A 19,260-nucleotide genomic window follows, 5' to 3' on the forward strand; every position below is an offset into this window, starting at 1 on the left:
ATGGAGCGGGGAAACACAGACTGGAGCCGCTCTGTCACAGGCGTGGTGATCAGAGACGGCAAGGTGCTGCTCTGCCGCCACACCTATGGGGGCGGCAAGGGGCTGCTGATTGTGCCGGGCGGCTATATCGAGCACGGCGAGAGCCCCCAGGACGCGGTGCGCCGGGAACTGCTGGAGGAGACCGGCGTTACCGTAGAGCCGGGCCGGCTGCTGGCGGTGCGCTTTGGAGAGAAGGACTGGTACGCGGCCTTTGGGGCAGAATACGTCTGTGGCGAGGCAGCGCCGGACCAGGACGAGAACGACCTGGTGGTCTGGATGGACACAGAGGAAGCCCTGGGCCGGGAGGACGTGCCCGGGCTTACAAAAGCGCTGATCCGCTGCGCCCTGGCAAGAGAGGGCTTTGGGCCCATGCCCTATGACACCCCTTCGGGCGCTGTGCGGGAGGACCTGTACGCCTGGGGCGGTTCTGGCGGAGAGAGGCTCATGGACGAAGCCTTTACTCAGGCCAAGCCCGAGGACGCCGCCAGGGTGATGGCCCTGGTGAAAGAGCGTACCGCCTGGATGGACCGGGTGGGCATCCGCCAGTGGAATGTCAACCGCTACCCAGAGGTCTACCCGGAGGAATACTACCGGGAAGAGGCAAGGGCCGGCCGGCTGTACCTGCTTAGGCGGAACGGGGCCATTGCCAGCGCGGCGGTACTCCGGCAAGAGGACGGGCAGTGGGAGGACAGCGCCGCCGCCCGGGCCCTGTATGTGCACAACCTGGTTTCGTCTTTAAGTGATAAGGGCGCCGGGGGCCGGCTGCTGGGCTGGGCGGAGAAATTGGCAAGAGAGCGGGGGCTTACCGCCCTGCGGCTGGACTGCGCCGCCAACAATGCCTCTCTAAACGAATATTACGAGAAAAAGGGCTTCCGCCTGTGCCAGGGACAGTGCGTGGACGGGCCCTATGTAGGCAATAAACGGGAAAAGACGCTGTGAAGCGGAGGAGGATACTATGCCACTGAATAAGGACATCAAAAAGGTATTGGTCATCGGCTCGGGACCCATTGTCATCGGCCAGGCGGCGGAGTTCGACTACGCCGGCACCCAGGCCTGCCGGGCTCTGCGGGAGGACGGCATCGAGATTGTGCTGGTAAACTCCAACCCGGCCACCATTATGACAGACCAGGCCATGGCCGACCGCATTTACATCGAGCCGCTGACCCTCACCACCGTCAAGCGCATTATTGAGAAGGAGAGGCCTGACAGCATCCTCTCCGGCTTTGGGGGGCAGACAGGACTGACCCTCTCCATGCAGCTGGCCAAGGAGGGCTTTTTGGCCAAGCACGGGGTGCGCCTGCTGGGGGCTGGCCCCGAGACCATTGACAAGGCTGAGGACCGCCAGCTTTTTAAGGACGCTATGGAGCGCATCGGCCAGCCCTGCGTGCCCAGCAAGGTGGTCACCACGGTGGAGGACGCGGAGTCCTTTGCCGCTGAAATCGGCTACCCGGTCATCATCCGCCCGGCCTTTACCCTGGGGGGCACCGGCGGCGGCATTGTAGAGGACCGGGCCCAGCTGCGGGAGGTCACCGCCAACGGCCTGGCCCTGTCCCCCATCACCCAGGTGCTGGTGGAAAAGAGCATTGCCGGGTGGAAGGAGATCGAGTTTGAAGTCATGCGGGACGGCGCGGGCAACGCCATCACCATCTGCTCCATGGAAAACCTGGACCCGGTTGGGGTGCACACCGGCGACTCCATTGTCATCGCCCCCACGGTCACCCTGTCGGACAAGGAGTATCAGCTGCTGCGCACCGCTGCTTTGGACATTGTCAACGAGCTGGGGGTAGAGGGGGGCTGCAACTGCCAGTTCGCCCTGCACCCGGAGAGCTTTGAGTACGCGGTGATTGAGGTGAACCCCCGGGTGAGCCGTTCCTCGGCCCTGGCCTCCAAGGCCACAGGCTACCCCATTGCCAAGGTGGCCACCAAAATCGCCATCGGCTACCGGCTGGACGAGATCAAAAACGCGGTCACAGGGGTGACCTACGCTGCCTTCGAGCCCTCTATCGACTATGTGGCGGTAAAGTTCCCCAAGTGGCCCTTTGACAAATTTGTCTACGCCAAGCGGGACCTGGGCACCCAGATGAAGGCCACCGGCGAGGTGATGAGCATTGCCGACACCTTTGAAATGGCCCTGATGAAGGCTGTGCGGGGGGCCGAGCTCTCCTCCGACGGCAAGACCATTGACACCCTGAACCTGCCCAAGTTTGCCCATGAGGAGGACGGCGTTTTGCTGCGCATAGCGGAGCACGCCACCGACGAGCGTATCTTCGCGGTGTATGAGCTCCTGAAGCGGGGCCGCACCGTGGAGGAGCTCCATGAGCTGACCATGATTGACGAGTGGTTCCTCTCCAAGCTGCTGGTGCTGCTGGACTATGAGCGGGAGCTTGCCAAGGGGCGCCTTACCAAAGAGCTGTACACCCAGGGCAAGCAGCTGGGCTACCCGGACCGGACCATCGAGCGGCTCTCCGGCTGTCAGGTGGAGTGGGAGCGGCAGACCACCTTTAAAATGGTGGACACCTGCGCCGGAGAATTTGCCGCCCACACCCCCTACTTCTACGCCTCCTACGACACCCCGGAGAGCGGCGGAGAGGACGAGGCCCTGGATTTCATCCAGAGCAAGGGGGACAAGCCCACTGTGATCGTGCTGGGCTCCGGGCCCATCCGCATTGGCCAGGGCATTGAGTTCGACTACGCCAGCGTCCACTGTGTTATGTCCCTGCAGCAGCTGGGGTATCAGGTGGTCATCATCAACAACAACCCCGAGACTGTCTCCACAGACTTTGACACCGGCGACCGGCTTTACTTTGAACCCCTCTCCCCTGAGGACGTAATGGACATTATCAAGCTGGAAAAGCCCATTGGGGTAGTGGTGGCCTTTGGAGGACAGACAGCCATCAAGCTCACCAAAACCCTGGCTCAGAACAACATCCCCATTCTGGGCTCCTCCGCCGACACCATTGACATGGCCGAGGACCGGGAGCGCTTTGACGAGCTGCTGGAACGGGCGGGCATCAAGCGGCCCAAGGGCTCTACCGTGGCTACTGCCGCCGAGGCCCTGGACGCCGCGGAGCGGCTGGGCTACCCGGTGCTCATGCGGCCCTCTTATGTGCTGGGCGGGCAGAACATGATCATTGCCACCTGCCCGGAGGACATTGAGGAGTACATGGAGATCATCCTGGGCAACAAGCAGGACAACACCGTGCTGATCGACAAGTATCTCTCCGGCATGGAGATCGAGGTGGACGCCATCTGCGACGGGGAGGATATCCTCATCCCCGGCATTATGGAGCATGTGGAGCGCACAGGCATCCACTCCGGCGACAGCATTGCCGTGTACCCAGCCTCTGACATTGACGACGGCATGAGCGCCAAAATCGTGGCTACCACAGAGATTCTCTGCCGGGAGCTTCACGGCATCGGCCTCATCAACCTGCAATATATCATTATGGACGGGGAGATCTATGTCATCGAGGTGAACCCCCGGGCCAGCCGGACCGTGCCCTATATCAGCAAGGTCACCGGGGTGCCCATGTGCGACCTGGCCACCAAGGCCAGCCTTGGCTATAAGCTCCGGGACCTGGGCTTTGGCACAGGCCTTTACAAGCCCTCCCCCTATGTGGCGGTAAAGGTGCCGGTGTTCTCCTTTGAGAAGCTGGCCGACGTAGACACCCATCTGGGCCCTGAGATGAAGTCCACCGGCGAGGTGCTGGGCATTGGCAACAGCCTGGAGGAAGCCCTCTACAAGGGACTGGTTGCCTCGGGCCACAAAATGCACAAGGGCGGCGGCGTGTTCATCACCGTGCGGGACCAGGACAAGCGGGAGATCAGCGAAATCGCCAAAAAGTTTGACCGGCTGGGCTTTCAGCTGTTTGCCACCGGCGGCACGGCTCTGCTGCTGTTCAAGGCTGGGCTCAATGTCACTGTGGTGGACAAGATTCACGAGAACCCCCACCAGAACACCATCACCCTGCTGGAAAGCGGGCATATCAACTATGTGATCTCCACCTCGGCCAAGGGCCGCAACCCTGCCCGGGACAGCGTGAAAATCCGCCGCAAGGCAAGCCTTCTGGGCATTCCCTGCCTCACGGCCATTGACACCGCCAACGCGCTGGCAGACTCCCTGATGAGCCGCTATACCCCTGAAAACACGGAGATTGTGGACATCAACGACCTGAAGGCCCGGAAGCTGAAAATCCCCTTCACCAAAATGTCCGCCTGCTGCAACGACTATATCTATATCAACTGCTTTGACCCCCAGAACCGGGTGGCCTCGCCGGAGTCTCTGGCAGTGAGCCTGTCGGACCGGCACAACGGCGTGGGCAGCGACGGGGTCATCCTCATGAGCCCCTCTAAAATAGCCGACGGCAAAATGACCATGTTCAACCGGGACGGCAGCGAGGGCATGATGTGCGGCAACGGCATCCGCTGCGTGGCCAAATATCTTTACGACAACGGCATTGCCAAGGGCCAGCCCGCCGGGGTGGGCCGCAGCGTGCTGCGCATCGAGACCAAAAGCGGTGTGCGGGAGTGCACTGTCATCACCAAAAACGGCCTGGTGAGCAAGGTTGCCGTCAACATGGGCCAGGCGGAGCTGGCCCCCGAAAAGGTGCCTGTCAGCCTGCCCGGCGGGCCGGTGGTGGGCCGGGAGCTGAACCTTGCCGGCGGCCGGTACGCCGTCACCTGCTGCTCCATGGGCAATCCCCATGCCACTGTGTTCGTGCCCTCGGCGGACAAGGCTCCGGTGGAGGAGCTGGGCCCCAGGCTGGAAAACGACCCTCTGTTCCCCGAAAAAGTAAATGTTGGCTTCGTAGAGGTCATTGACAGCCACACCCTCAAGGCCCGCATCTGGGAGCGGGGCAGCGGCGAGACCATGGCCTGCGGCACCGGCACCTGCGCGGCCGTGGTGGCCGCCACTCTCAACGGCTACTGTCCCAAGGGCGAGGACGTGCGGGTGATTCTGAACGGCGGCGAGCTGATGATCAACTACACCGACGAGCGTGTGCTCATGACCGGCGAGGCTGTGAAGGTGTATGACGGCCAGGTTGAGGTGTAACCCTGCCCGCCGCCATTGACCCATAACGGCTGTTTTGGCAATATGCCGTTCTCACCCCGACCGGCCTTCCCATACTTTTATCAAACCTGCCAAAAAAACTTAACTTCCTTCTGCTGACTGTCGATGTATATAGAAAGAACGGCCATCAGAAAGGAGTGTCCCCTATGAAAAACCCCCGAAGAAAGCCCCGCGTCCAGGCTTTTTGCCTTGCCGCAGCGTTTCTGCTCAACCTTGCCGCCTGTAAGGAGGCCGAACCCCCGGCAGAAAGCGTCCCTTCCGTTTCAAGCGAGCCCAGCAATCCCGCCGCTTCCGCCTCAAGCGAGTCCGAAACTTTCTTCGGAACAGGGGAATACGGCATGGTCGAATCCAAAGTGGCTGCAAATAATCCTGACGATCTTCTGGAGATGGTGCGGGAGACAGAGCAGGATTTGCCCGAGGAATTCTTCTGGATTGACGAGGAAGCGGTGGTGGAGCTGACTCAGGCGAGATTCCCCATGTGGACCTTTGGCGAGTGCCGGGAGGGGCTGGTTACCTTTTCCCGCTACCTGGAGGAGGATGTAGCGGACGAGGAGCTGCCCTTGCTGTACGGCATCTCGGAGGAGGAGCTGAGGCTGGGGCTAATGACCCGCTGGCCCTGGGCGGACTGGCGGGAGCTGATGCTGCATTTTACCCTGACTGTCACCCTCCGGCCCCAGGAGGAGCCCCCTGCTTTGCCTGAATGGAATCCCCCGGAGCCGGAGGAGGGCAGCCCCATAAGCGGCATAGAAATAACGCCCCGCTGGCGCGGCAGCACCGCAACCCCGGCCCCTGTGCCGGAGGGCTATGTGCCGGAGCCCTTGGAAGACTACCAGCCCCCTCAGTGGGAGCCGGCGGAAGGGCATCCCGGCATGGAGATGGCCGTGGTAGAATCCCTGCCCAACGGGGACATTCTGTCCGCCCGGGTGCACTGGCAGGAGGAAGGGTTCTGGTTCCTGGCGGAGGTCCCCGGGCATATACTGGACAGCCTCCTGGAAAACGGGCCGTCCCTGTGGGTTAAGGCCAGCGCCGATCCCTCCGTTCCCTTGTCCTCTCCTGTCCCCACCGTGGCCCCCATGCCCGAGCCGGAAGACGGCCTTACCGCCGACCCTGAGGACTACCGTTCCAGCAACAGCGAAAGGGGCGAGTCTCAATTCAGCTCTGTCATGGCTTACTCCTGGAACGGTGCGCTTCTGCGGGAGGAGGTCAAGGGCTTTGGGGAGGTCTGGTGGTTCAACGACGCGCCTGTCACTGAGATGTACGGCCAAAAGGTCTTTGCCGACGGGGTCTGCCACAATGGCGTGTGCTCGTTTATGTTCCAGGACCCCCGAGAGCCGGAGGCTCTGGCCCCGCTTTACGGCCTGACCGGCGAAGAGCTGCAATGGTCCTGGATGGACCCCTGGCCCTGGGAAAACTGGTGCAATCTGACCAGCGAATGGCATTTTTATGTGACCCTGCAGCCCATGACTGGGGAAGGCTTTGGCCTGTGGGCCACCCCGGAGGGCGGGGCCTACGAGACCTATGAGGATGATCTGCAGGACACGATCTCCAAGAGCAAACGCTTTTCTGACGAAGAATCGGAATATGATTTGATGGAAATGTACCGCGCGGGCCAGTACGGCCCCAAAAACGCCCAGCCTGCCAGCCAGTACCAGCCCCCGGTGTTCCGGCCGGTAGAGGGCCTTGCGGGGGTGGAGATGGCTGTGGTAGCCCGCACCCCCTCAGACCAGCCCCTGCAGGTCCGCTTCCAGTGGAAGACAGAGGACGGCTATGGGTGCTGGGCTGTGGTCCCCGGTTGGGCGGTGGACCGCTTCTACCAGTATTTCGACCAGTGGTTCATTCGGGTAGACACCGGAGAGCCCTCTCAGCAGGAAGGAGCCGCGCCATGAAAAAACAGATCGCCTGCGCGCTGCTTCTGGCCCTGACGCTTCTGCTGGGGGCCTGCGGTTCCGCCTCAAAGCCGGACCCGGAACCGGTGCTGCCGGTGGATGACCCGTATAAGGACTTTGACCAGGAGCCCTCGGCCCCGCCCACATGGCGGCATGGGTCGTCCAACAACGTCCAGATGGTTTTGGAGCGTGTCCAGAAAGAGAGCAGCGAACTGGGAAAGATATGGTGGCTTAACGACCAGGCGGTAGATGAGGTCAGCGGAGAAGACATGTGGGCTTGCTGTACCTACAGAAAAGGGGCCTTCCAATTCGACTTCACCCCGGTGAAATCCGAGGAGGAGATCATAGAACTGACTGGTATGAGCCTCCAGGAGCTTGAAAGACACACGGACTGCTGGCCTTGGAACCCCGCGGGATATACGGCCCAAAATTGGGAATTCTGTATGACCATCCAGCCCATCAACGGGGACTGGCCCACGCCGGACCATTGGATTCCCCCTAAGAATCTGACCTATGAGGAATACATCAAAAAAGCTTTCGTTACTGCACCCGGAGGCTCTCGTACCCCAGAGGAGATGGTGGAGGACCTGGGCTGGACTCCCAACAACCCCCAGCCCACCAGCGAGTATGAGATGCCCCAGTTCTCTCCGGTGAAGGGCCGCGAGGGCTATGAGATGGCCGTGGTCCACACCAAACCGGACGGCGCGCCCCTGCAGGTACGCCTGCGCTGGCGGAATGAGGAAGGCTTCGGCTTCTGGGCGCAGATTCCTGCCTACGCCCTGGACATTTTCTGGGAGCATCAGGACCAGTGGTTCGTGCCGGTGGACCTGACGGCCGGGGAAGGGTCCGCGTCAGCAGCGGGAAGCGTGAACTAAGAACCTGTATTCATAGGCGGAGGATGCCGGAGGGGCGAGGGATTTTGTCGCCCTGCAAGGCAAAAAATCGCAGGAATACTTGCCGTATTTCAAGATTTTTTAACGCAGCAGGACGGCAAAAGACCCGTCCCTCCGGCGTTCAACGCCTGTGAATACAGGTTCTAAGACCCCTGTCCGCTGAAAAAAGAAACCTGTCACTTGAGAAAGGAGCGAGAACCATGAAAAAACTGCTTGCCTGCGCCCTGCTTTTTGTCCTGACCTTCAGCGCCTGCGCCCCCCTTCAAAGCTGGGACCCGGAGGCCTGGTTCCCCATTTGGGAGGAGACGGGAGAGACGCCGGAAAATCAGGAGGGCGTTTCTATGGAGTTCAAGAAGGTAGAGCCTGTTGACGAAAGGCTTTGGGGGGACAATCTGCTGGGAGACCGGCCGGAGGAGGACTGGTCCGCCCTGTGCATGGAGCTGTGGCTGGAGGAAGCTTCCCTGCGGCCGTCAGCAATACCCGGCTGGTATATCGACTATTACTGTGACGGTGCATGGCATACGGTGTACCGGGAGGCGGTATTGAAAAACTCCTGCCAGGAGCAGGCCGTTGCCAGAGGACTGAAGGCGGGCACGCAGGACGTGAACTTTTTTATGCCCGCCCGGGTGCTGGATCAGCCGGGGAAATACCGGCTGTGCTATGGAAATTTCGGGGCGTTCCCGTTTGAGATCAAGGGGTAGGCAACAAAGCCTCTAAGTACCGCCTGCGGTCGAAGAAAGCCTGTGGTTTGAGGAAGGAGCGGAAGACATGAAAAGGCTGCTTGCCTGCGCCCTGCTTTTTCTCCTGACCCTCAGCGCCTGCGCCCCCCTTCAAAGCTGGGACCCGGAGGCCTGGTTCCCTCTTTGGGAGGACCCGGAGGAGCCGCCTGCCTGCCGGGAGACGGCCGCCATGTGGTTTCAGCAGGTGAGGCCCTTTGAGCTGGACGCGCTGGACCTAAAAAGATTGGCCAGTGACTTTGTGGGCGTGGAGCTGTCTCTTCTGCACATGAAGCTGCTGACGAAAGAGGATATATGGCTGCCGTCCGCCCCCGGCTGGTGGATAGATTACTATTACCGCGGGTCATGGTATACCGTATATCGGGAGCAGTTCCTGTGGAAAGTCGATCGCATGGTCGTATATGGCCGCATGGCCGGACTGTCTGACGCGGGGTTTGCGATGCCGGCGAAGGTGCTGGAAAAGCCGGGGCATTACCGGCTGTGCTATAAAGGCCTGGGAACATTTTCATTTATGATTTGGGGGTAAAGGATGAAGCTTTTATTCAAACAGCGTTTTTTCTCGTGGCTGGACAGTTACGACATCTACTATGAGGACGGCAGTACCGCCTACACAGTGCGGGGCCAGCTCAGCTGGGGCCACTGCCTGAAGATTTTCGACCCCTATGGCCAGGAGCTGGGCATGGTGCAGGAGCGGGTGCTCACCTGGCTGCCCAAGTTCGAGCTTTATGTGGGCGGGCAGTACATTGGGTGCATCAGCAAGGAGCTGAGCTTTTTCAAGCCCCGCTACAACATCGAGTGCAACGGCTGGCATGTAGAGGGCGACTGGCTGGAATGGGACTATCAGGTGCTGGGCCCCCAGGGGGACCTGATTGCCAGGGTCTCCAAGGAGGTCTGGAACTGGACGGACACCTATACCATTGACGTGGCCTTTCCCGACGACGCCCTTTACGCCTTAATGCTGGTGCTGGCCATTGACGCGGAGAAATGTTCGCGAGATTAAAACGCAAGGCGTTTTAACTCGCCAAGTTTTTGCTCTCTGTTTGAAAAAACGTGATTTTACTTCGCAACATACCGCAAAAACTTTTGCGTTGGAAGGTGGCCGGGAGGCTTCGCGTCTCCGTTCTCCCTGCCTTACCCTTGGTTTGAACAGCCTGGCTTCCCCTTCACGAAACACCGTAAAGCTCTGACGCCAAGGGTGGCGCGAGACGCCCCCCTGCGTACAGGCCGGGGGACAGGCCTGGCTGGATAGAAGATGAGGAGGTGTGAAAATGGAGGAAGGGGTTCTGATTCTGCTGTGCCTGGGTCTGGGCGCTTTCGGCGTGGTAAACCTGGTAAAGCCGTCGGTTTCCTGGGAAATTTTCGAGCGTTGGAAGTCCTGCCGGGCGGACGAGCCCTCGGACCTGTACCTGCGGCTGGGCCGCGTCAGCGGGGCGGTTTTGACGGCAACGGCGGCGGTCTTGCTGGGGATTACCATCTGGAGCCTGTGCTCCGCCGGAGAGGAGCCCGGCCCGGAGAGCTTTGACCCGGGGGATATCACGATCAAGGCCTACGACCAATATGGACAGGAGATCGAGACCGAGGAGCATCCCTTTGCCAGCAGTGGGAAAGAATAGAACGGAAAGGAAAAAGAAAGCTATGCCAGAGATTTTGAAGTTTACCAAAATGCACGGCTGCGGTAACGATTACATCTATCTGGACTGCTTCAAGCAGCCCATTGCCAACCCGGAGGCCCTGGCCGTCCGGCTGTCGGACCGGCACAAGGGGGTGGGCGGCGACGGCATTATCCTCATCTGCCCCTCAGACAGTGCCGACGGGAAAATGCGCATGTTCAACGCCGACGGCAGCGAGGGGGCCATGTGCGGCAATGCCATCCGCTGCGTGGCCAAGTATCTGTATGACGAGGGCATTGCCCGCAAGCCCCTGCTGCATATTGAGACCAAAAGCGGCATAAAGACCTGCGCTGTCACTGAGAAAAACGGCCGCGCGGTGCGGGTGGCTGTGGACATGGGCCGGGCCGAGCTGAGCCCTGGCAGCATTCCGGTCCGCCTGCCGGGAGAGAGCGTGGTGGGCCGCAGGGTCCACATGGCGGGCAGCGAGTTCACCATCACCTGCGTGTCCATGGGCAACCCCCACTGCGTCATTTTTGGCGGCGACCCCATGAACCTGGACCTGGAACAGCTGGGGCCCCGGATTGAAAACGACCCCTTGTTCCCGGACCGGGTGAATACAGAGTTCATCCAGGTAATTGACCGGAACTGCCTGGTCATGCGGGTGTGGGAGCGGGGCAGCGGCGAGACCATGGCCTGCGGCACCGGGGCCTGCGCCGCTGTTACCGCGGCCTGCCTCAACGGCTTCTGCACCCCGGGAGAGGATGTGACCGTAAGGCTGCGGGGCGGCGAGCTGGTCATCAATTACACCCCCCAGGGCATCACCATGACCGGCGGGGCTGTGCGGGTATTTGACGGAGAGATCATTCTGGAGGAGGAAGAGGATTCACATGGCTAAGTATATTTTTGTAACCGGCGGCGTGGTCTCCGGCCTGGGCAAGGGCATCACCGCGGCCTCTCTGGGCCGGCTGCTCAAGTCCCGGGGGCTGAAGGTGGCGGCTCAGAAGCTGGACCCCTACATCAACGTGGACCCGGGCACCATGAGCCCCTATCAGCACGGCGAGGTATATGTCACCGAGGACGGCCTGGAGACGGACCTGGACCTGGGCCATTACGAGCGCTTTATTGACGAGGACCTGAACAAGTTCTCCAACCTGACCACCGGCAAGGTGTACTGGAATGTGCTGAACAAGGAACGCCGGGGAGAATATCTGGGGGAGACCATTCAGGTCATCCCCCACATCACCACAGAGATCAAAAGCTTTATCTACAGTGTAGGCAGCAAGAACAACGCGGACATTGTCATCACCGAGATTGGCGGCACAGCCGGCGACATTGAGAGCCAGCCCTTTTTAGAGGCCATCCGCCAGGTGAGCCAGGAGGTGGGGCCGGGCAATTCCCTGTTCATCCACGTCACTCTGGTGCCCTACCTGAAAAGCTCCGGCGAGCACAAGTCCAAGCCCACCCAGCACTCGGTGAAGGAACTGCAGAGCATGGGCATCAAGCCGGACATTATTGTGCTGCGCACGGATGTGGCCATTGACGACCCCAGCATCTTCCACAAAATCGCCCTGTTCTGCAATGTGCGGCCCGACTGCGTTATTGAGAACCTCACCATTCCCGTGCTGTATGAGGCCCCCATCATGCTGGAAAAATCCAGATTCTCCGACATTGTCTGCCGGGAACTGCATCTTTCCGCCCCTGAGCCGGATATGACCGAGTGGCTGCGCATGGTGGACAAGATCCGCGGCCGGAAGAAAAACGTGCGCATTGCCCTGGTGGGCAAATATGTCAAGCTTCACGACGCCTATCTCTCGGTGATGGAGGCCCTGGCCCACGCAGGCTATGAGCACAGCGCCAGGGTAGATATTGACTGGGTGGACTCGGAGACCCTGGACGAGGAGAACATCGTGGCCCGGCTGGGTGACTGCCACGGGGTCATCATCCCCGGAGGCTTTGGCAGCCGGGGCATTGAGGGCATGGTGCTGGCGGCAAGGTTTGCCCGCGAGAGGGACATCCCCTATCTGGGCATCTGCCTGGGCATGCAGGTGGCGGTCATTGAGTTCTGCCGGAATGTCTGCGGCATTGCCGATGCCAACTCGGGAGAATTTGACGAATACGGCCTGCACAAGGTGATCGACTTCATGCCCGACCAGAACGCAGACATCAACAAGGGCGGCACCCTGCGCCTGGGCAGCTACCCCTGCCAGATTGTCCCCGGCACCAGAATGGCGGAGTGCTACGGCCAGGAGCTTATCCATGAGCGCCACCGGCACCGGTATGAGTTCAACAACGAGTACCGGAGCCTGGTGGAGGAGAACGGCATGAAGATCAGCGGCGCCTCGCCGGACGGGCGCATTGTGGAGACCGTGGAGCTGCCCGAAAAGCGTTTCTTTGTGGCCGGGCAGTTCCACCCAGAGTTCAAGTCCCGTCCCAACCGGCCCCACCCCCTGTTCAAGGGCTTTGTGGGCGCGGCCGCCGCCTATGCCGGTGAAAAGGCCGAGGGCTGAAAACACGTCCCCCTCCCGAGGGGACAAGCCGGTAAGAAAAAGCATCTTTCCCCCTCTGCTTGCCCTGATCCTTCTCTCCATTCTCCTTTTCGGGCAGCAGGCAGGCCAGCCTGTCGCCTACCTGTCCCTGCAGGGATTTTACCACAACCAGGAGCCCCCCTCCCCGGTGGACTGGAAGGCCGTGCTCCAGGGCCCCAGCCCGGCGCCGTCCTTTGAGCCGCCGGACAGGCTGCTGGACCTGAACGCCGCCACAGCGGAGGAGCTGCGCACCCTGCCCGGAGTAGGCCCGGCCATTGCAGACCGGATCATCCGCTACCGGGAGCGGTACGGCGGGTTTGTGCTGGCAAAGGAGCTGATGGAGGTCAAGGGAATCAGTCAGGAGAGGTTTGCGGCCATTGCGCCGTATGTCACGGTAGAAAAACCAGAAAAACAGTAAGGGAGATGGACCCCATGAAACTGAACGCCAATTTTCAGAATTTGGAGCAGAGCTATCTGTTCGTCACAATCGCCAAAAAGGTAAACGCCTACACTGCCGCCCACCCGGACAACCAGCTCATCCGCATGGGCATTGGGGATGTGACCTTGCCCCTGGCCCCTGTGGTGGTGGAGGCCATGCACAGGGCCGCTGACGAGATGGGTAAAAAGGAGACCTTCCGGGGCTACTCCCCGGACAGCAGCGGCTACCCCTTTTTGCGGGAGGCCATTGCGGGCTATTACGGCAGCTTTGGGGTAGACGTGCAGCCCGAAGAGGTCTATGTGGGCGACGGGGCCAAAAGCGACGTGGGCAATATTGTGGACATTTTTGACAATGCCAACACCATTCTGGTGCCAGACCCGGTGTACCCGGTGTATGTGGACACCAACATCATGTCCGGCCGCAAAATTGTCTACGCTGACGCCAACAAGGAGAACGGCTTTCTGCCCATGCCCCAGAAGGGCCATCCGGTAGACATCATCTACCTGTGCTCTCCCAACAACCCCACCGGCGCGGTATATAACAAAGAGCAGCTCACCGCCTGGGTGGACTATGCCCTGGAACAGAAGGCGGTCATTCTGTTTGACGCGGCCTACGAGTGCTTCGTCAGCCCCGGCCTGCCCCGAAGCATCTTCTCCATCCCCGGGGCGGAGAAGTGCGCCATTGAGTTCGGCTCCCTCTCCAAAACCGCGGGCTTTACAGGCATGCGCTGCGGCTATACGGTGATCAAGCCCCAGCTGCAGGTAGACGGCGTGCAGGCGGCCCAGCTGTGGGAGCGCCGCCAGGGCAGCAAGTTCAACGGCGTCAGCTATGTCACCCAGCGGGCGGCGGAGGCGGTGTTCAGTCCTGAGGGCCAGCGGCAGATTCAGGAGAACATTGCCTACTACAAGCGCAACGCCCAGGTAATGGTCCAGGCCATGAAGGACATGGGCCTGTGGTACACCGGGGGCGAAAACTCCCCCTATGTGTGGTTCCAGTGTCCCAACGGCATGGGCAGCTGGGAGTATTTCGACTATCTGCTGGGCGAGAAGGAGATTGTAGGCACCCCCGGCGAGGGCTTTGGCAAAAACGGCGCGGGCTGCATGCGGCTCTCTGCCTTTGGGGACGCGGAGAAGACGGCGGAGGCCATGGAGCGTCTCAAGAGGGGGTGAGCGAATGCCCGGCGTCTACAATGCTTTCGGCTATGCGCTGGACTGGCAGCAACGCTATCGCCTGATCAAAGCCGCGGGCTTTGACTCGGTGATGCTCTGGTGGAGCGACGGCTTTGGCCGGGGCCCCGGCTACCAGCAGGATGTGCGGCGGGCCCGGAACGCGGGGCTTGTGGTAGAAAATATCCATACCCCTGTGCAGTGGCAGAATGATCTGTCCTGCGACGGCCAGGCAGGCGAGGCGGTGGCGGAGCTTTACCGAAATTGCGTCATGGACTGCGCACACCATCAGGTGCCTGTTATGGTGGTGCATTTGCCTGGGGACGCATACCCGCTGGGCAGCCTGGGTATGGACCGGGTAAAAAGCATTGTGGAGCTGGCGGAGAAGCATCAGGTGCGGGTGGCCATGGAAAATATCTTCAACACCCAAAACCTGGCAAGGGTCTTAGAGGAGGCAGACTGTGAGACAGTGGGCTTCTGCTACGACAGCTGCCACCATGCCAATGACCCCCACGCCGGTGATCTGCTGGAAAAATACGGAAGCAGGCTGATGGCCCTGCATCTTCACGACAACGGCGGGGCCCGGGGCCAGCATCAGCTCCCCTTTGACGGGCATATTGACTGGCCGGCGGTAATGGAAAAAATTGCCGCCACAGGCTACGCCGGCCCCACGTCGCTGGAGCCTATGAACTGGGGCTATGAACATCTCACCATAAAGGAATTCCTGAGCCAGGCCTTTGAAAAGGCCTGCGCACTAGAAAGATTAAGGCGGTGATACCATGACAATCGGCAAATACATCCTCTCCATTGACCAGGGCACCACCAGCTCCCGGGCTGTGCTGTTTGACGCCCTGGGGGGCGTGGCAGGCATGGGGCAGAAGGAATTCCGGCAGATTTACCCTCAGCCCGGCTATGTAGAGCACGACGCAGTGCAGATTTTACAGACCACCCTCTACGCCATGCGCCAGGCAGTGGCCAACGCCGGGGTAACGGCAGCGGACATTGCGGCCATCAGCATTACCAACCAGCGGGAGACCACTGTGGCCTGGGACGGGGACACGGGCATCCCCATCTGCAACGCTATTGTCTGGCAGTGCCGCCGCACCGCTCCCCAGTGCGAGCGTCTGCATGCAGCGGGCCTAAGCGGCTACATAAAGGAGACCACCGGCCTGCTCATCGACCCCTATTTCTCCGGCACCAAAATGCAGTGGATCATGGAGCATGTCCCCGCCGCCAGAGAGCTGGCCGCAAAGGGCCGCCTGCGCTTTGGCACCATTGACTGCTGGCTCTGCTACTCCCTCACCCAGGGCCGTGCCTTTGTCACCGACGTGTCCAACGCCTCCCGCACTATGCTGTTCGACATCCGCCGCCAGTGCTGGGACGAGAGACTTCTCCAGGAGCTGGGCGTCCCCCGCAGCGCCCTGCCGGAGGTGGTGGAATGCGGCCAGGTGGTGGGCTGCTGCGGCGCGGATGTGCTGGGCAGGGAGATTCCCATTGCGGGCATGGCCGGAGACCAGCACGCCGCCCTGTTCGGCCAGTGCTGCTTTGACAAGGGCATGGCCAAAAACACCTATGGCACCGGTTGCTTTGTGCTGATGAACACTGGCGGCGAGCCGGTAAACTCCCCCAATCTGCTGACTACGGTTGCCTGGAAGCTCCAAGGCCGCACTGTCTACGCCCTGGAGGGCAGCGCCTTTAACGCGGGCTCAGCCATTCAGTGGCTGCGGGACGAGCTGGAGCTGATCAAGACCCCCCAGGAGGCCGACCAGCTGGCCGAAACTGTGGAGGACGCCGGCGGTGTCAGCTTTGTACCCGCCTTTACGGGCCTGGGAGCCCCCTATTGGGACATGTACGCCCGAGGGGCCCTGCTGGGGGTAACCCGGGGGGCCAAACGGGCCCACCTGTGCCGGGCTGTGCTGGAAAGCATTGCCTTGGAGAGCTGCGACCTGGTAAAGGCCATGGAGGCCGGTTCCGGCGTACCAGTAAAGGAGCTGCGGGTAGACGGCGGAGCCTCCCGCAGCCGGTTTCTCATGCAATATCAGGCGGATATTCTGGGTACGCCGGTGCTGCGCCCCCAGTGCCTGGAAACCACTGCTTTGGGGTCCGCCATGATGGCCGGGCTCACTGTGGGCCTGTGGGATAGCCCCCAGGCTCTCACCGCCCTGTGGCGGGAGGACCAGGTGTTTGCCCCCCAGTACCCGGAGGAACGCCGCGCCCAGGACATGGCCCGCTGGCACAAGGCAGTCCAACGCTGCCGGGGCTGGGCCGAGGACTGACCCGGGAGAAAAAGGTACCGCCCAGTCGAGAAAGGAAGACGCCATGCCAAAGCTGATCATTCTCCGGGGCAATTCTGGCAGCGGAAAGACCTCTGCGGGAATTGCCCTACAGAAAAAATTCGGGCCCAACACCATGCTCATCTCCCACGACATGATCCGGCTGCAGGTGCTCCATGTGTGGAGCCGGGAGGGAGTGGAGAAATCCCTTCCGCTGATGATCGAGCTGCTGAAATATGGACGGCGGCATTCAACGGTCTCTATCCTGGAAGGCATCCTGCCGGCAAAAGATTACGCGCCTCTGTTCCACACCGCGGTAGATGAGTACGGCCCCAACATATTCGCCTATTACTACGACCTGCCCTTTGAGGAGACCCTGCGCCGCCACAGCACCAAGCCCAACCGAAACGACTTCAGCGAGACAGAAATGCGCCGCTGGTGGCAGGAAAAGGACTACCTGCCCATGATTGCCGAGACCATTCTGACCCAGGAGCAGAGCCTGGACCAGACGGTAGAGCAAATCTATAAAGCCATTGCAGAAAACGATTGACAAAACAGCCGGATTGGTATAAAATAAACAGACAGGGCCGTGTGACCGGCCTAGTCTGTTTTCTTTTGCTGCAAATTCTTTCCCTGTCTAAAGACAACCCAATATTTTATGCCTCCTTAGTTAAATGGATATAATACGCCCCTCCTAAGAGAACTTCATGTTATCCCTTTTTAGCCCTATTTACAACTGAAAATTTTTATTATGCCTCCTTAGTTAAATGGATATAATACGCCCCTCCTAAGGGCGGGTTGAGGGTTCGATTCCCCCAGGGGGTGCCATCCTAATAAAACCAAAAAAATATTTGGGCAAAAAACCGCGTAACCACGCGGTTTTTTGCATCTCAAAAGGCTGGATTTCGAAAGTGCGAAAACGCGGATGAAAATTTGGCCTTTTGGCTTTCCGGCAGGAAGTGAACTCTCACATGAGAGATATTCGCTCAAAGCGCAAGGTAAAGATTTACCGTCAAGCTTGGCAGACAAGCTCTGTGTGCGCACAAAATAAGATTGCCCCATAGGAATAAGCACATAATTTTTATGGGACTGCCCATCCTAAATCCATCGAGGTGATGAGATGGATTCCATCTGGACAAAAACAACAGAGCTGCCCCGGTTTGCCCCTTTGGACAGAGACCTGCATACCGATGTGCTTATTATCGGCGGAGGGATGGCGGGCGTGCTGTGCGCCCATGGGCTGGCCCGGGCCGGGATAGATTACGCTTTGGTGGAAGCCGACCGCATTGGCGGCGGCATCACAAAAAACACTACGGCGAAGATAACCTCCCAGCACGGTTTGATCTATGACAAACTAATCCGTGAATTTGACGCCGAAACTGCCAAGCTCTACCTGCAGGCGAACCTGGAGGCGGTGGAGCGGTTCCGGGAGCTCTGCCGGGAGATCGACTGTGATTTTGAGGAAAAGGATTCCTTTGTCTATTCCCGGAACGACCGGCGTAAGATAGAGCGGGAGGCCGCCGCACTGGAACGCCTGGGATTCCCGGCCACGGTTGAAACAGAACTGCCCCTCCCTTTCCCGATAGCAGGTGCAGTACGTTTCCCCCGTCAGGCACAGTTCCACCCTCTGAAATTTCTGGGCGCAACCGCCCAGAGCCTGCGGATTTTTGAGCATACCAAAGTTTTGGAAATTCTGCCCGGCAAGGCGGTCACCACGGGTGGGGTCATCTCCGCAAAGAAGATCATCATAGCCACCCATTTCCCCATTCTCAATAAGCACGGCGGATATTTTATGAAGCTGTACCAGCAGCGCTCCTATGTGCTGGCCCTGGAGGGCGCGCCGGATGCAGGCGGGATGTATGTGGACGAGCAGGAGGGGGGCCTGTCTTTCCGGAACTATCAGGGGCTTCTGCTGTTGGGCGGCGGCAACCATCGTACCGGCAAGCCCGGAGGTTGGAAAGGTTTAGAGAAATTTGCCCGGAAAAATTATCCTCAGACTCGAATTGCGGCTAAGTGGGCCACTCAGGACTGTATGAGCCTGGACGGTATGCCCTATATTGGGCAGTATGCCAAAGGCACGCCCGGCCTCTATGTTGCCACCGGTTTCAACAAATGGGGCATGACCTCTTCCATGGTTTCCGCCATTCTGTTGACAGACCTGGTGTTAGGCAGGAAAAGCACATACGCTCCTGTATTTCAACCCTCCCGGAGGATTCTCCGCCCACAGCTGGCGGTCAATGCGTGGGAATCTGTGATCAGCCTGCTGACCCCTACTGTCCCCCGCTGCCCCCATATGGGCTGTGCGCTGAAGTACAACGCCGCTGAGCATAGCTGGGACTGCCCTTGCCACGGGTCTCGATTTAGCGAGGATGGGGCGCTGATCGATAATCCTGCGACAGATGATAAGAAAATATAATGAACAATTGATTTCAATACAAGCTGGCCAGCGGGAGAAATTCTGCTGGCTTTTTGCATTTTTTACATAGCCGGTCGCTGGGGCGCAATCTCCAAAACAAGCGGTCGGCTTTTTTATTTTCTGAAAGAAGGTGCATCAAATGATTAAGGTAAAAATTACAGGAAAGGCTGGGGCATCTCTCCAGAGAGAGCTCCCCACCGACATC

At 59.9% G+C, this 19,260-nt stretch carries 17 protein-coding genes and 1 tRNA gene; 17 read left to right on the forward strand and 1 reads right to left on the reverse strand.

The genetic code is table 11. The annotated features are described in order from the left end of the window. From ACTO5E_RS01060 to ACTO5E_RS01140, 17 genes are all read left to right on the forward strand, one after another. Positions 1–978, forward strand: coding sequence for a GNAT family N-acetyltransferase (locus tag ACTO5E_RS01060; protein WP_482300805.1), 978 nt, complete (start codon positions 1–3; stop codon positions 976–978). A gap of 16 nt (positions 979–994) precedes the next feature. Further along, entirely contained in the window at positions 995–5,092 is a 4,098-nt protein-coding gene (gene carB, locus ACTO5E_RS01065) for a carbamoyl-phosphate synthase large subunit (protein ID WP_482300807.1), read from the forward strand. 356 nt (positions 5,093–5,448) lie between these two features. After that, positions 5,449–6,996: a hypothetical protein gene (locus tag ACTO5E_RS01070; protein ID WP_482300808.1), complete on the forward strand. Its 1,548-nt coding sequence runs from the start codon at positions 5,449–5,451 to the stop codon at positions 6,994–6,996. Next, a complete protein-coding gene (locus ACTO5E_RS01075; protein ID WP_482300810.1) occupies positions 6,993–7,871 on the forward strand; it encodes a hypothetical protein in 879 nt (292 codons plus the stop codon). Before ACTO5E_RS01070 ends, ACTO5E_RS01075 begins: the two co-directional genes overlap by 4 nt. A 218-nt stretch (positions 7,872–8,089) precedes the next feature. Further along, a complete protein-coding gene (locus ACTO5E_RS01080; RefSeq protein ID WP_482300812.1) occupies positions 8,090–8,590 on the forward strand; it encodes a hypothetical protein in 501 nt (166 codons plus the stop codon). Between the two features lie 67 nt (positions 8,591–8,657). Continuing rightward, entirely contained in the window at positions 8,658–9,152 is a 495-nt protein-coding gene (locus ACTO5E_RS01085) for a hypothetical protein (RefSeq protein ID WP_482300813.1), read from the forward strand. A 3-nt stretch (positions 9,153–9,155) separates the two neighbouring features. Then, the gene (locus ACTO5E_RS01090) at positions 9,156–9,626 is read left to right on the forward strand and encodes an LURP-one-related/scramblase family protein (protein WP_482300814.1); all 471 of its coding nucleotides are present in this window, start codon (positions 9,156–9,158) and stop codon (positions 9,624–9,626) included. Positions 9,627–9,894: 268 nt separating this feature from the next. Beyond that, positions 9,895–10,239 carry a DUF6199 family natural product biosynthesis protein gene (locus tag ACTO5E_RS01095; protein WP_482300816.1) on the forward strand — a complete coding sequence of 115 codons (345 nt, stop codon included), beginning with the start codon at positions 9,895–9,897 and terminating at the stop codon, positions 10,237–10,239. A gap of 22 nt (positions 10,240–10,261) precedes the next feature. Beyond that, positions 10,262–11,131, forward strand: coding sequence for a diaminopimelate epimerase (gene dapF, locus ACTO5E_RS01100; protein ID WP_482300818.1), 870 nt, complete (start codon positions 10,262–10,264; stop codon positions 11,129–11,131). Further along, positions 11,124–12,743, forward strand: coding sequence for a CTP synthase (gene pyrG, locus ACTO5E_RS01105; protein ID WP_482300820.1), 1,620 nt, complete (start codon positions 11,124–11,126; stop codon positions 12,741–12,743). Before dapF ends, pyrG begins: the two co-directional genes overlap by 8 nt. Further along, on the forward strand, positions 12,718–13,179 hold the full coding sequence (locus tag ACTO5E_RS01110) for a ComEA family DNA-binding protein (RefSeq protein WP_482300822.1): 462 nt from the start codon (positions 12,718–12,720) through the stop codon (positions 13,177–13,179). The genes pyrG and ACTO5E_RS01110 overlap by 26 nt, the downstream gene beginning before the upstream one ends. 14 nt (positions 13,180–13,193) lie before the next feature. Next, positions 13,194–14,369: an LL-diaminopimelate aminotransferase gene (locus tag ACTO5E_RS01115; protein WP_482300823.1), complete on the forward strand. Its 1,176-nt coding sequence runs from the start codon at positions 13,194–13,196 to the stop codon at positions 14,367–14,369. A 4-nt stretch (positions 14,370–14,373) separates the two neighbouring features. Next, positions 14,374–15,141, forward strand: a complete 768-nt coding sequence (locus tag ACTO5E_RS01120; RefSeq protein ID WP_482300825.1) for a sugar phosphate isomerase/epimerase family protein — start codon at positions 14,374–14,376, stop codon at positions 15,139–15,141. A gap of 4 nt (positions 15,142–15,145) precedes the next feature. Further along, positions 15,146–16,642: a glycerol kinase GlpK gene (gene glpK / locus ACTO5E_RS01125; protein WP_482300826.1), complete on the forward strand. Its 1,497-nt coding sequence runs from the start codon at positions 15,146–15,148 to the stop codon at positions 16,640–16,642. Positions 16,643–16,685: 43 nt separating this feature from the next. Then, positions 16,686–17,189 carry a P-loop NTPase family protein gene (locus ACTO5E_RS01130; RefSeq protein WP_482300828.1) on the forward strand — a complete coding sequence of 168 codons (504 nt, stop codon included), beginning with the start codon at positions 16,686–16,688 and terminating at the stop codon, positions 17,187–17,189. A 203-nt stretch (positions 17,190–17,392) separates the two neighbouring features. After that, positions 17,393–17,467: transfer RNA gene (locus ACTO5E_RS01135), tRNA-Arg, on the forward strand. 292 nt (positions 17,468–17,759) lie between these two features. Continuing rightward, entirely contained in the window at positions 17,760–19,055 is a 1,296-nt protein-coding gene (locus tag ACTO5E_RS01140) for an FAD-dependent oxidoreductase (protein ID WP_482300830.1), read from the forward strand. Between the two features lie 13 nt (positions 19,056–19,068). Here the strand turns inward: ACTO5E_RS01140 and ACTO5E_RS01145 are convergent. Continuing rightward, on the reverse strand, positions 19,069–19,260 hold a 192-nt coding region (locus tag ACTO5E_RS01145; protein WP_482300831.1), incomplete at its 5' end, for a hypothetical protein.

It is taken from the genome of Acutalibacter sp. (assembly GCF_056800975.1).